Origin of the sequence: Chitinophaga sp. CB10 (assembly GCA_001870995.2) — a bacterium.
Lineage (GTDB): Bacteria > Bacteroidota > Bacteroidia > Chitinophagales > Chitinophagaceae > Chitinophaga.
In genome coordinates this window covers 341,786-356,237 of sequence record MLAV02000005.1, presented here as the reverse complement: position 1 = coordinate 356,237, position 14,452 = coordinate 341,786, and the positions used below count along the sequence as shown (strand labels likewise).

Sequence of the window (14,452 nt, the reverse complement as noted above, 5' to 3'; positions counted from 1 at the left end):
TGCACAACATTTTTTATTTCATAATTATATACATATTTTTCATTATCATTTAAGTCGCCACTTTAATAGCACAACACGTTAAAGATATTCATACTTTTTATTTTCTATGACAAAGTTCAGGCCTATGAACACTGCAGGGGTAGCTGGATTAGGGGAAGTAGTAACAGAATCTCTGTTTTATGAATTTAACAGGATAGGGGGTGTGATTGGCTTCCAATGGCTTCGACCGCTTAACATGCTAAAAATAAACCTGCGTACGCTCAAAATCTGAAGGCACGCCAGGACTGGCGTTCCCGTTTTAAATATTATAACCGATGTTATTTGCTTTGAGGTTAATAACAATCTTTCTGAAAGTACGCTTGGTTAGCTTGCTGATATAAAATTGAGGAGAAAAAACGGGGTGGGAAAGGGGGAGTTTATATTTGCGGGTAAGGAGGCTTTTTTCGGTGATATTGGGCCATTATTTGCAATTCCTAGTTGCATAACATGGATTAGCCTAATTATAAGATATGCCATCAAGGCGTTAATTATTCCTACGGCCCCCATTCCCATGTATCTCCCCGGGCGCCACGCTTTGCCCACTGCCCTGGTGATAACTGAAACAGCTCATTCACAGTAGGATCCATCTTTACAATACTTTCAAGACTTACCAACTTCGCCTCTGACAAATCTGGTTCCGGCTCGCTGTGAAATTGCCAATATCCATCTTCATCATGAAATACAAACAGGATGGGACTTCCTGTCAACACCTGTGCAGAGGTAAATACAGCCACATCCCTCTCTTCATTGAATTTAAAGTCCGTATTTCTGTCAAGTAGGGGCTGACGAAACTTAAAGTTGGGGTTAAAAGCAGGATCCCAGGGAAAGTATCCCTCCTTATCCGGCCATATTAACTGTAGAACGGGATAGTCAGTATGATGATAGTAATGATTAGCCGTACCAAAGTAATCTTGGTAATAAGACTCGTCAACGTCAATGAATTGTATCGTGTACCGATCGATAAATTCACTGTATGGTGTCTGAACTTTAAATACCTGGTTAGCGGCTACCTGCTCACAGGCATAATTTAACATGCTTCCGGCGACTTCTGATGCGAGGCCGAAGCAAATAATTTCAGGATGGTTATACTGTTGAAACAGGCCGATTGTGTAAGTGAACCCAGGCAAGTAGTCATCTCCTTCAACATGTACGATAAAGCATCCAAATTGATCAATATTGTCTGCGATTTCCTTATTGGAAACCGAATGGTGATGGCAACTTTCCAAGATGTATTTCTTTTGGTGAATAAAATCCTCTCCCAAATGGCAAAAGTAATTTCACAGCGAATTTCGACCCAAATGCCGCGAATATTAATCAGCCCCCCGCATATTCACTTGCAATTTCTACTTTTAAATGTAATTTCCCTGCTTTCCGCTACGGGCGGAAGTTAATAAATCCAATGCGAATGACTGCCAGATCAGTAATAACCTATCTCGGACTACTAACTTTATCCCTGGTCGTAGCCTGCAACAGCAACAGGAATACGCCTAAAGTCGCGCCGCCAGCCCCCAAACCGGATACCCTCACGGACTACCTGCCCATGATCATCGCCATGGATACCCTCGCCGCAGCGGACGTTCGCCTCCAGGTAGCCCTGCAGGACAGCCTCCTGCGCCCCCTGGGCGACAGCACGCTCAATCCCTGGTACCACTATTTCCGCGGGCGGAAGTTCTCCCATGAAAAGTTGAGGGACAGCGCCATTGCTGAATTCACCAAAATGCAGGGCAACCATGCGGATGATGATATAGAGCTACTAAGGCGATATAGCCTCCTTGAGCAGGGCATTGGCAACGGCGTGACCGTAGAAGCTGCAGTAATGAACCAAATCCTGGCCGGCATGAAAACGGCGGAAAAGGTCCACAGCCGGATCACCTACCGTTATTACGATCTCATGGCCAGGGCCTATTACCAGAACAGGAACGCTAATGAGGCCCTGGAATATGCAGAGCGCTACTACAACAGTCACCCTTATAAGTTGCACCCGGTGGTAATGCAGCGCCATTATGATATTTCCTTCCTGCTGGCCTCCCGGGTAAACGACTTTGACAAAATGATGTTCTATAACGTACAGGCACGCACGCTGGCGCATCGCATTAAGGATAGTATGGCCATTGCCCGTACGTACGATAATGAGGCCCAGATCTATGTGCGGCAAGGACAAAATGATAAGGCCCTTGCAGCCAGCCGCATTTATTTCAATTACCTGGAACGTACCAATAACCTTACTGACATCGCGCTGAATAACTTCGCCACCAGCTTTATTCATAACAACCAGGTGGATTCTGCGATTCATTATTATAAGGAAGCCATTGAGCTCGGCCGCAAAAATCCTAACGGCAAGCAGAACTCCATCTACTTCAAAGGCCTGATATACGCTTACCGCCTGAAAGGGGATTATAAAAAGGCACTGGAAGTAGCCGAAGCCACCTACGAGATTGAAATCAATACTTTAAAAGAAATTGAGGCAGTCAGGTTTGCCGAAATTCATGAAAAATATGAGGCGGAGAAAAAGGACCGCAACATTGCTGAGCTGAGCAGCCGGAATGTGCTGAATGAAAAAGTGATCCGGCAGCAGCGCTGGTCGCTGATCCTGGCGCTGGTGGTGTTCCTGGCGGTATTGTCCATATTCTATTTCATCCACCGCCAATACCGGCTGGAAGGGAAGAACCGCCTCCTGCAATCTGAAAACAAGCGCCTCAGCATGGAGCAGAAGCTGCTGCAGGTACAACTGAATCCGCACTTTGTCTTCAATTCCATCGCTAACCTGCAAAGCCTGGTCGCATCGGGGGATACCAGGGATTCCGTCCGCTACCTGTCCGCCTTTTCAGGCCTGCTGCGGAATATCCTGGAGCAAAGCCGGAAAGATTTCATCGGGCTGGACGAGGAAATTACTACCCTGGACAATTACCTGCAATTGCAGCAAATGCGTTTCTATGGCTTGTTCGATTATAAAATTGAGGTGGGGGGAGAGATATACCCTGAAAGTATCCTTATTCCACCGATGCTGATACAGCCTTTCGTGGAAAATGCCATTGAACATGGCTTCAGAAATATCGACTATAAAGGTATCTTAACGATTGTTTTTAAAGGGGAAAACGAACAATTACATATCATTGTGGAAGATAACGGGAATGGCCTGGGCGCCAAGGAAGCCAGTGAGCAAAAGAAACAGTCATTGGCCAGCATTATCCTCAAGGAGCGACTGGAAGTGCTTTTCAAGTCACAAGGCCAGGATGCCTATTATCATATTGAGGATAAGAAAGACCAGGACAGCCGCGGGGTGAAAGTAACCATCGTGATTCCACAAATCAAAGATTAAGCTAACATCATGAAACTCTATATTCTCGAAGACGAAGTACGCATTATGCAACACCTGTTGCAGATAGTTCAGGATATATCCTATGTAGAGGTGGTAGGCCAGGCTGCCGAAATCGCTAAGGCGGCTAAAGAAATCCCAGCTTTAAAACCGGACATCATCCTGGCGGACATCCGCCTGAAAGATGGAGATAGCTTCCGCCTTTTCCATGAAATAGGCGCAGCCGATTTCCAGGTGATTTTCCTTACGGCATACGACCAATACGCCATTCAGGCCCTGAACATGGGCGCCTTCGGCTACCTGCTGAAGCCAATTGACGAAGTAGCATTGGCGGCCATGCTAAACAAATGTTACCATCACCGGCAGCAGGAGCTGATGGACCGGCAGCAGCTGGAAATCGCCCGTCAGCACTACGCTTCCCAGGGCGCCGGCGGCGTGAAAAGGATTGCGCTTAAGCGGGTGGAATATATGGAAATCGTATCCGTGGAAGATATCATGTATTGCAAAAGCGATAAAGGATATACTACCTTCTACCTGAAAGACAAACGGGAGATGCTGGTTTCCAAAGGGCTGATCGAATACGAGAATATCCTCATACCGTCCGGTTTTATCCGTTGCCATCAATCGTACCTGGTCAACTTCCAGTATGTAAAAAAGTATTACCGGGAAGGCATTTTGCAGATGCAAAATGATGAACAGATTCCGGTATCGAGCAGGAAAAAGGAGGAGGTACTGCGGTATTTGGAGAATATCTCCTGAGTCATTTAATCCTTCCCTCGAGAATTATTATCCCTTTTTTAGGCAGGGTTGTGCCGTGCGTATGTTGAAGGGTAATAATAATTGAATCCCCGGGTTTGACTTTATTCAATGCCTGGATAGGTACCTCCGTATCCAGTAATTCATCAGACAGCCACCTGTCATTTTTAACCCTCCAGATGTGATATTGCTCTCCCTGGCTCAATGGGGGAAGCCCCGCCGCTGAAATATACAGCAGCTTGTTATCCCCGGAGAGGCGAAACAGCACCGAGCCGGAAGTACCCCATATTTCTATTCCTGTAAATGATTCCGGCAACTGGTGGCTGACAGGAAGTTGCTTCTCCGCCTGTTTTTCATCGATTATCCTTGAATAAGCATCCAGCAATGCATTATAGCGATGTTGATAATCATTTGAATGATGCAGGTTAAAAATATTGGTCGTAATAGTTACTATTGCTATGACTATACTCAGGATAGCAATAAAACGCCATTGTTTGTTTCTTGTCTGGAGGATAGGGTTCGTAAAAAAGTAAAACGAAGGTCCCTTCTCAACACTATTAAATTCTTCACTGGGGTGTTCATTCCTTATCATTGTCAGAATCCGATCTTTCACGCTGGGAGGCGGAGTAATAGCATAAAGACTAATGAATCTTTCTTTGTCCTTTTCTATAGCTGCAACAGCAGCCCTTACTTCAGGATTGGTCAATATAAGCGCCTGTACTTCCGCCGTCTCTTCAGAAGGCAGGAAGCCATAAACGTATGACTCCAAAACGCCACTTGATATGTATTTCTCAATATCCAAGCCCAAAGAGTTTTCTCAGTTTACGTATAGCACTGTACTTTCTTGATTTAGCAGTCTCAAACGGAATGTTGTTTATCTCCGCGTATTCCTCCAGGCTATATCCTTCAAAAAACAACATGTTAATGATTGCCGAATGATCGTTCTTCAGGTGCGGCGCAACTCTTTCCCACTCCAGGTTACTTATACCGTCTTGCAACGGCAGCTCATCCTCTTGCCCATCCAGGGATAAAGTTTGTTGCTTTTGCCTGTAATACTTGCTCCTCCAATAGTCTTTAGCCGTGTTTCCTGCAATCGCGCTAATCCAGGTGGTGATTTTCGATAGGGCCGCATCATAGGTGTCCAGGCCCTGCCAGACTTTTATGAATGTTTCCTGCAGCAGGTCTGCGGCGCATTCTTCATCCCGAAGGGCCTTAACTAATCTTCCGTATATAGTCGGGCCATATTGCTCGTATAGTTCCATACAAACCACTTCTTTCTCCTTCGCAGTTAAGGATGCATAAACAAGGTTGGTATGTGTTAACTGGGATTTCAAAAAAGAGGTCTGGATGGTTGATCGTAAGTGGAATCGAATAATCAGTCCAGCTGATTATTCCTGTACACATAAGTAGCTGCCGTCTTTCAGTTCATAACATTTGTTGCCGGCGGCACGTACCTTTTTCGCTACGTCGGCAGGTTGAATCGCTTTAATTTTTACTGGCCTGTTTATGCTGAATATTCTTGGACTAGCATGCGGGGAGGTGGTTAAACCATCCTCGACCGGCCAAATTCTCCCCTCGTCATCTATCAAATATTTTTCTTCACCTGGAGGGCCCTCCTTGCCAAGCTGCACGCTTAATTGAAATCCAATGTTAATCGTGATACTCACCAGTAAAACTGATATCAAGTTATTATACATGCCTGTTTGTAAACTGTTTCTCATTAAAGTTTATCTTCTGTAGTAGTTACGGGATCATTTTACAAAAAGTTTGAGGGGCCAATTAAGATTTTTATAATTTTTTTATTTGAATATGTTTGATGGTATAAGCCAATAAAAAAACTGGCCATTGCACTTACTGCAATGGCCGATGCTAATATCTGATACCGGATTGACCGCTGCACTTACTGCAATGGCCAATTCCAATCTCAATTTCCCAATTATTTACCCAAAATGACCGCTGCACTCAGTGCAATGGCTAATTCTAAATTCAAATTCCAAATCACCTACTCACAATAACCCCTACACTCACTACAATCCCCAACTCTCACCTCCCAATTCCCACTTACTTCCCCACAACCACCTCTGTCACCCCCATCCCTTTCAATTCCACTTCCATCTCCTTTCCAACAAATTCCCCCCATACAAACCTGCCCCGCTGACTCCCCGCCTCCGGGTTGAACAACCTCACCTTATACTGGTCATTTCCCAACGGCGTCACACTCGTAATAATGATATGCGCATTGGACATACTAAATAAGTTTTTAGGGAGATGTACACCTGTCCGTACAGGAAATGCCATCAGTGGCTGAGTAAACGCCGCTGCGGCCTGTTCCTGGTCAGTGGCGGTGTTCCCCGTATGCGGCCGGAGTGCATAACTGTAGCTGCTTTTGCCCTCCTGGTCCGCTTTATAGTTCGTATGCCAGTAGTTATTCATGATGTAATTAAACCAGGTAGCCGTAGGCGATCCGGTTTTCCGCCATGCTTTATGGCTTTGATCAATGACCTTCCTTTCGTCGATCATTTGCTGCGGCTCCACCATCGGCGTTTCCAGCAACATCCACTGAATGCCCCGCTCGTTGTTGGAAACGTCCAGCCAGCGCCGGCCAAACAGGAAGTCCATATTGGAGCCTGGCAACTGATCATCGAGGTACCGTAAAGTACCGTAACCAGCGTCCAGCGTGGTCCGGGGACCTGGAATATTAAAGGGGAAACCGAAGTGTACGGCTTCCTTCTCACGTACAGGTTTCTTATCTACGATATTCTCTATCAGCGCTTCACCCGCATCTCCCCATAAACTAATTTTTTTACAAATGGTATTGGCGCCGGCCGCATGGCCGGTAAGACTGATGGTAGCCACCACAGGGCCATTCTCCAATACCTCCACGGTAATGTTGCTGTTGGTTTCCGCCCTGGCAGGGTCCATACCAGGCACATACCAGTAGCTGTTTAGCCCCTGGTTGCCGAAGCGGCCGGCATAGTTGTACTGATCCTGGCCGCTCAAACTGCTGATGCTGCCGGTTTGCGGGTCCCAGGCAACGGTAATAACTCCATTGGAAATACTATTACCCGTACGCCTAAACGAAGTATTACCCTTAGCCGGCTTGTCTGAAACGGTGAATTCCGCAGTGCCCAAGGCCGGCACATCATGTGCAATAAATGCATATTCTCCTGACTGCAGCTGCTGCAATGGCCACGCCTTACCTTTACTATCCACCACTGATTTACCGGCAACTTTTATTTTCACCAGGCCGGTACGCGGCCACGACAGCGTATTTACCACCGCAATCCGCTTAGAGCCGTTGTCAACAAATCCTTTCAGCAGCGCGGTTTCAAGATTACCCGTAATACTGTCCGCATCCAGCATGAACTGCTTTTTAATACGCCACTGGCCGGTAACAAACGGCACGTCCGGTTGACTAATACTGTTATGCGCGCCCCAGGTATGTTCGTGGAACATAATTACGTTGGTCCATGCCCGGTAGAAGTCCTGCTGCGGGAAAGCCGCTGGCTGCAATATGGCCCATGCATTCGTGAGCTGCTGGAGGCGAAGGCTATTCAGCCGGTTCCGCCCGGATTCCGCAGCCGTAGACGCGGCGCCATCCTCCCAGTAAGGGGTAATATCTCCCTTCACCACCGGCAGTTGGCTGCCATAGCGCTCTTCGAAGGTCTTAAACAGTTTATCTACCGTATTTAATACCAGTTTGGGAGAAGCATATTTTGCGTTCCACTCCATTACAAACCTGGATATAGCAGTGTCTATCGGGCCATTATCGGCAACAATATTGTACCGCCACTGCACTATGTCATAGGGATATTGCTTCGCATCCAGTTCCTGCAGGTAAGTCGCAATTTTCTGCGGACCACGGTCAAACACGCCGCCTGGCGCCGTGCCATGCCAGGAGGAGTAACCTTTACCGCCGGCCCAGAATAATATTTTTTCTTCGCCGGAAGGGGAAGACCACCACACCGGCTTATCGCCCCACGCGCGTACAAAATGGCCGACGCGGTCACCCAAATAAGGGTGATTCTCTCCCAAATAATTAGGTCCGCTGGAAAAATATTTAACGCCGCCATGAGCCAGCGCCGTTACGGTAGTCCAGGTGTAGCCCGGCACGTCGGAGATCATGGCGCTCGGAATGTCCAGCCCATATTCCCTTTTCAGCTGATTGGCGTAGTCCGTATAGTGAAAGAGCTCCTCCGGCAGGCTAAGCCCCGTCAGGATGTTCGCATACAACGCCGAAAGGCAGATGCTGCCTTCTTTTACCGCCCGGATGAAAGCGGCCTTCTTTGCTGGCGTGGCCTGTTGCATATAGTTTTCCACCGCCCAGAGGGATTCAATATTCCACTTGAAACGCGCTTCAGCAGGGTAGTTGCGGGTGGCTTCTATCATCTTTAGGGCGTCGTCAATATTTTTCAGGTGTATCTTCAGCACCTCCGGTTGCATATGCGAATAGCCGATGTCCGTATGGGAATGATGGATCAGGTCAAGCTCCCGGTAAGTGACCGGCCGGAGCGTCACATATTTATCCGCCACTACTTTTTTATTGCTGGTAACTACCACGCGTACACTGTCCGGCTTTTTCACCGCATCCACGGGGATGTCAAACCGGTTGATGCCTTCCCGGATCTGGTAAGTAGCTACCTGCTGATGATTCACCTTCACTTCCAGCATTGCCGGCGCGCCGAAGTGCAGCGCCGTGAGCGCCACCGGCTGCTTACCGCTCTTGAGCAGGAAAGGCTGGGTAAACAGGTCCACCTTTTCCTCGAAGGCAAATTTAAAAGTCATGAACCAGTCGTTACTGTTTTGCGCCTGCCCCGTAATACGAAGCGTTACCGGCTGGCCGGGCGTTACCACGCTAACGGGTAAACGAAGAAACATCAGTCCGTGCGCGTCGCTGGCGCCGTCGCGGGTGGTTTGCTGGAATACAATCCGGCTGCTGTCAGCCGCGCCATAGGACCATACGGGCGACTGGTTCCCGGGCAGGGTGGTAAATGTGAGCGCCTTCCGGCCGTTCACATACAGGTCAAAGTGCCGGGGACCACTGCTGGTACCGCTGGAATGCCCTGCCACCCAGCTGAAATATACGTAAGGCCCTTTGACCTTCGCGGGCACCGGAGCGGTTTGCCATTCAATAGTTTTATGGCCATCGGTAGTTCGCGTCAGCAGGGCGGTAGTGGCATAGTCGGGAAAGGCAGAATAGTACTGTATATTTTCTCCCGAAATCTCCTTTTCATAACCATTGATCCAGTTGATTTCCCCGAAGTAGGGAACGGTTTTCTGTGCGGATACAGGTATGCTGCATCCCAGTACAGCAGCGGTTATACAAGCAAGTATTTTTTTCATGTCGATGCAGGATTAATCGTGAGAGAAATTTCTTCCAGGGTGCGTCCTTTCGTTTCGAAGAGGTTCTTCCTGGCGAAGAAGTAGGAAATAACGCAGCAGCCGGCGAACAGGAAAAAGGTAGCGCCAATGCCGATATGATCTCTTAGCATAGGAAACAACAGGTTTACGATCCAGTCGGATACCCACATGGTGAGGATGCAGATGGAAAGGGCCGTCCCTCTTACATGCGTGGGAAATATTTCCGTGGCTATCACAAACTTCAGCGGCCCCAGGGAAAAGGCGAAGAACAGCAGGAACAGGCTGATACTCGCCAGCATCCACCATCCTGTAATATTGTTCAGGAAACATAAACCTGTCAACGATAATGCGATGGCCGCACAAACGGAACCTACCAGGTATAGCGGCCGCCTGCCCAGCGAATCCACTTTGCAGATGGCGATAAAAGTAAATAACATATTGGCCGCCCCGAGGATCACCTGGTATAGCAATGCTTCGTTGGTAACGATGCCGGCTGTACGAAGAATGGTAGGGCCGTAATAGATCACCGCATTAATGCCGCTGAATTGCGACAGCGCCGTTAGCACGGTAGCGAGTATCAGCAGCTTACGCAAAGGCATCCGCCAGAGTTCAACGCTGCCTGCGTTATGAGCGGAGATGGCCTTCATCCCGGCCAGCTCTTCTTTCGCCAAAGCGGCTCCATTGATCCTGGTAAGTATGTCGAGCGCTTCCCCCTCCCGGCCATAGCGGGCCAGCCAGCGCGGACTCTCAGGCACAATCAGCAACAGCACGAAGAAAGCGGCCGCAGGTATGACCCCCACTAAAAACATCCCCCTCCAGACCTCCGTCACAAACAGCCAGCCAGCCAGGCCTTGTGGCGAATGGGAAGCGGAATAGCGTTGTAAGAAAAGGTTGCTGATGTAAGCGGAAAGAATGCCGATGGTGATGGCAAGCTGGTAAAAGGTTACCAGCCGCCCACGCGATTTGGCCGGCGCCAGTTCAGAGATATACAGCGGCGAAATGTTGGAAGCCACGCCCACGCCCATACCTGCCATGATGCGGAACGCTATCATCAGCGTGTATGCGTTCGCGATAGAGAAGCAGGCAGCGCTGACGAGAAAGAGGATGGCCGCAATGAACAACACCTTCTTCCTGCCTATTTTGTCCGCCAGGTAGCCGGAGAAGGCCACGCCGGTAATGCAGCCCAGCAGGGCGCAGGATACAAACCAGCCTTCCTGTGAGGCGGACAGGCCAAACTGCGTTCTTACCGGGTCAATGATCCCGCTGACCACCGCCATATCAAACCCGAAGAGGAGGCCACCCAGCGCGGCAATGAGCGTTACCAGTGTAGTGAATGAATTGGAATGCTGTTTTTTCATAACGGAAGCTATTTACAGTTAGCAATGCTCGTGTTTAACGTAGGCCACTACGAGGTAGGCCGTTCCTTCGCCCTGGTAGCGGCATTCGTACGATTCAGCGCCAGCCGGGATCACAAACGTTTCCGCGTATTTAAATTCCTGGCGGAGGCCATGGGTGGTTACCTCGATCGCATTTCCTTCTACCAGCATACAAATGTGGCATTGCCCCTCGCAGGGAATGGTGATGGCGCCGGTAAACTCGTACCGGTCGACGGTATAAAAATGTTCCTCATGGGTAGGCAACTTCACTTTTCTGCCGTTCGGGAAAGTGGCAGCCGTGTAGGGATGCGAAATCAGTTTCTCCGGTACATAACTGCCTTTGCGGTCGAAGTAAAGGTTGTCGAATGCGCGTTCCAGGTGGATGGGCCGTGGCTTTCCGTCCAGGCCAAGCCTTTGCCAGTCGTACATCTTGAAAGTGAAAATGTAGGGCGTACTGCTGATTTCCAGCACCAGGTTGTTCTTCCCGGAAGCATGGACGGTGCCGTTTGGAATCAGGAACAGGTCATGTCTATGAGCCTGAAATTCCTGCACGTACTTACTGATATCGACCTTCTCCCCGGTTCGCTGTGCCCTGTCGAGCGTCTCACGGAAGGCCGCAGCATTTATATCTCCCCGAAAACCTAAATAAACCCTTGCATCGGCTTCACAGTCCAGGATATAATAGGTTTCATCCTGCGTGAATGGCTCGCCGAAGTGCTGCCTCGTATAATCAGGCCGCGGGTGGCACTGGATGGAAAGGTTGCCGCCATCGAAGGTATCGAGGAAGTCGAACCGGATAGGGAACGCCGTGCCAAACCTTTCCGCCGCGCGGCCCAGCAGGAGTTTATGATTGTGATAGGCGAGGAAGTCAAATGAAATTTCGAGGAGATGATCGTTCCCGCTGAGGACGATCCCGTTTTCAGGGGAAATCAGCTCGAAGGACCATGCGTAGTTCACCTCGTCCTGGTTAAGGGCGGGGATATGTTGCTTCATCCAGTTCCCTCCCCATACACCGGCCTCGAACCAGGGCCTCGCGCGGAAGCCCGTATGCAGCATGGCTTCCAGGGCCATGCGGAGCGTGTTGCCGGTGGTGAAGGTGATGGTATCAGGGCGTTGGCCATCGATGATGATATCGATCCGCGGCAGGAGGGAGGCTTTATGCTTGTTGAGGATGGGCCAGTCGATAAAATACAGCCGTCTGTACGTCGCCTCCTGGGTACCGATGTTCGTAACGCTGCCGGCTCGCATACGGTATTGAATTTCGTTCTTCGGAACGTCGATGTACAGCAGCTTCCCGGGAATGTTCGCCAGGGCGGCGCCGGCGCCGTAGAGGATGTTAATCCCGTCGAATGCCTCCGGATGCAACAGGGCCAGCTGTTGCGGATTAAAGAAATCTTTCAGGGCGCCAGGATATACTTTCCCGAAAACCGGGTCGTCCGTATATACGTAATCGCTGATCAGGTGGTTGATGTACGCCGTGTCGTGCAGGCATACATCCGTATGGTACCAGCGCACCTGTTTGCCGAGGGAAGCAAATGCCTGGTGCAGCTGCTGGCGGAAGCCTTCCCACAGCACGCCGCCGAAGCCGTCGATGACGATAGTCTTTTCGTTGGCCAACATTTGCGCCAACTGCTGAAACCCTTCGTGGACGGGCTGTTCGATAGCATAGGACGGGAAGATGTTGTAGCCGTTGGCGGCATTGCCGGCAGTCACCGGCAGCAGTGGTTGCAGTGTTTTCCTGATGGGAGCATTTGCAGCGGCGGCCGGTTGCAAACTGGCAGCGCCGAATAGTATGACCGCTTCCGTATCCTCGATGATGTGGATTTGCAATGGCAGCAGTTCTTTCAGCACCGGGAGGAACAGGGGCCATGCCTTCGCAATATTTCCACCTATTACCAGGTGTTGGCAGTTAAATTTTTTTATTTGGGGGAGAAGGAAATAAGCCAGGTTTTTCCCAAATGCTTCGTAAATCGCCGCCGCTGCTTCGGGGTATGCCGATGTCATCATGCGTACGTTGCTGGCGGGCATGTCGGTTTTAAATTCAAATTCTTTGAGCAGCCAACGGGTGGAAAAGTAGTCGTCCGCAATGCCCTCCAGGAATGGCTCCTGGTAAAATGCGCCAGGGGCGGGGATGTCCGGATGACTGGTCAGCAGCTGCCCGTTTTCGAGGAAGGCGGAGCCGAAGCCGGTGCCCAGTGTGAGCGCGATGGTGCGCCCTTCGTATTGCGGGTACATGGCCGCGATGCCGGTAGCAAAGCAATGAGCATCGTTGGCGAAGGTGATAGGCGTACCGGTAAAGTCCTGCAGCACCTGTTTGATATGCAGGCCGAAGAGAGGCCCGAACTTGTTGCCGATATTAACCGCGCAAATCCCGTTCTGATAATCGAACGGCCCTGGAAAGGCGATGCCAATGCTGTCTGCCCCGGGCTGCAGCAGCGGTTGCAGGCACCCGGTAATGGTTTGGATAATGTCCGATGCGGACATATCAGGATGGAGTTGCTTACGGATGGTTTCAACGGGCGTATTACCTGAGGCATACGCTGCCGCCGTAACATGGCTGCCGCCCACGTCTACTCCTATTTTTCTATGCTTCATTGCGCAAAACTGTTTACTATCCTAAACGGGTCGTTTTATTTCTATGCTGTAGGTAAATGCATCGCTGCGGTAATAGCAGATATTGAATTCAATCGGCTTACGGCCGGCGTCCAGTACGAGGCGTTTGCGTTCCAGCACCGGTGCGCCGGGAGTGATTTTCAGCCAGGCGGCAATCTTTTCTGTTGCCGCAATGGCGCGTATTTCCTCCTGCGAGTACACGGGCACTACATGAAACTCTTCGTCCAGCAGTTCGTAGAGCGGCTTTTTGAAGTTCTCGCTGCCGGTAAGGCCCACCCTTGGGTGGAAGTAGGAGCGGAAGTACACCATCGGGTTGCGGCCCGTACTGCGGATACGTTCCAGGGATACCACTTTGGCGCCGTGGGGGATGCCGAGCCGCTCCTCCGTTTCTTTATCCGCTTTCACCACGTTGACCGTATGTTTCAGGTCTTTGAACGGGATGCCTTTATCTTCCATCTCGTGGCTGAAGCTGAGCCAGTTGGCGAGGTCGGTGGTGATTTTCTTTTTGCTAACGGTGGTGCCGCTGCGTTTTTTCCTTTCCAGGAGGCCGTCCCTGACGAGGTTGGAGATGGCCTGCCGGAGAGTATTTCTGGAAATACCCCATCTTTTGGCGAGGTCGGTTTCTTTGGGAAATGCGTCGCCCACGCGGAAGTGATTTTCGCTGATAAGCTTACGCAGCTGGTCTTCCGCCTGTTGGTGCAGGGGGATTTTGCTGTCGTGGTCCAGGAGAGGTATATTATTCATATGTTCAAACATATTGAAAGTTGGGGAAAGGGCAAAAAAAATTGTGGGATTGTTATGCAGATGTTAATTGGGAGGGGAGGTTGGGAAGGATATAATAAATTTATATTACTGTGGAAGCCGGAACCGGGCGTTCAGTTGGTTCAGAGTTGATCGGGGATTTAGCCAGGAAGATAACCAATGTATCGTTGATTATAGGACAAAAAAAGAAAGCGACTTACGCCGCCTTAAATGTTTTCACAACGGAATA

Annotated in this window: 10 protein-coding genes; 2 read left to right on the top strand and 8 right to left on the bottom strand. The window is 49.8% G+C overall.

What is annotated here, in order from left to right; all coding sequences use genetic code 11:
• Nucleotides 1–533: 533 nt before the first annotated feature.
• Nucleotides 534–1,265 carry a DUF4262 domain-containing protein gene (locus tag BOC67_RS10175; protein ID WP_291909973.1) on the bottom strand — a complete coding sequence of 244 codons (732 nt, stop codon included), beginning with the start codon at nucleotides 1,263–1,265 and terminating at the stop codon, nucleotides 534–536.
• 179 nt (nucleotides 1,266–1,444) lie between these two features.
• Between BOC67_RS10175 and BOC67_RS10170 the strand changes: the two genes are divergently transcribed.
• Nucleotides 1,445–3,358 carry a histidine kinase gene (locus BOC67_RS10170; protein WP_291909970.1) on the top strand — a complete coding sequence of 638 codons (1,914 nt, stop codon included), beginning with the start codon at nucleotides 1,445–1,447 and terminating at the stop codon, nucleotides 3,356–3,358.
• Nucleotides 3,359–3,367: 9 nt separating this feature from the next.
• A complete protein-coding gene (locus tag BOC67_RS10165; protein WP_291909969.1) occupies nucleotides 3,368–4,114 on the top strand; it encodes a LytTR family DNA-binding domain-containing protein in 747 nt (248 codons plus the stop codon).
• A 1-nt stretch (nucleotide 4,115) separates the two neighbouring features.
• Here the strand turns inward: BOC67_RS10165 and BOC67_RS10160 are convergent, their stop codons facing one another.
• From BOC67_RS10160 to BOC67_RS10130, 7 genes are all read right to left on the bottom strand, one after another.
• Nucleotides 4,116–4,913, bottom strand: a complete 798-nt coding sequence (locus BOC67_RS10160) for a hypothetical protein (protein ID WP_291909968.1) — start codon at nucleotides 4,911–4,913, stop codon at nucleotides 4,116–4,118.
• The gene (locus BOC67_RS10155) at nucleotides 4,903–5,373 is read right to left on the bottom strand and encodes an RNA polymerase sigma factor (protein ID WP_291909967.1); all 471 of its coding nucleotides are present in this window, start codon (nucleotides 5,371–5,373) and stop codon (nucleotides 4,903–4,905) included. Before BOC67_RS10155 ends, BOC67_RS10160 begins: the two co-directional genes overlap by 11 nt.
• A 126-nt stretch (nucleotides 5,374–5,499) precedes the next feature.
• On the bottom strand, nucleotides 5,500–5,832 hold the full coding sequence (locus BOC67_RS10150; protein ID WP_291909966.1) for a hypothetical protein: 333 nt from the start codon (nucleotides 5,830–5,832) through the stop codon (nucleotides 5,500–5,502).
• A gap of 340 nt (nucleotides 5,833–6,172) precedes the next feature.
• Nucleotides 6,173–9,454 (bottom strand): glycoside hydrolase family 38 C-terminal domain-containing protein, encoded by a 3,282-nt coding sequence (locus BOC67_RS10145; protein ID WP_291909964.1) that lies wholly within the window; start codon nucleotides 9,452–9,454, stop codon nucleotides 6,173–6,175.
• The gene (locus BOC67_RS10140) at nucleotides 9,451–10,830 is read right to left on the bottom strand and encodes a sugar porter family MFS transporter (protein ID WP_291909962.1); all 1,380 of its coding nucleotides are present in this window, start codon (nucleotides 10,828–10,830) and stop codon (nucleotides 9,451–9,453) included. The genes BOC67_RS10145 and BOC67_RS10140 overlap by 4 nt, the downstream gene beginning before the upstream one ends.
• An 18-nt stretch (nucleotides 10,831–10,848) precedes the next feature.
• Nucleotides 10,849–13,443, bottom strand: a complete 2,595-nt coding sequence (locus BOC67_RS10135; protein ID WP_291909961.1) for an ROK family protein — start codon at nucleotides 13,441–13,443, stop codon at nucleotides 10,849–10,851.
• Between the two features lie 21 nt (nucleotides 13,444–13,464).
• Nucleotides 13,465–14,205 (bottom strand): GntR family transcriptional regulator, encoded by a 741-nt coding sequence (locus BOC67_RS10130; RefSeq protein WP_291909959.1) that lies wholly within the window; start codon nucleotides 14,203–14,205, stop codon nucleotides 13,465–13,467.
• Between the last annotated feature and the right edge of the window lie 247 nt (nucleotides 14,206–14,452).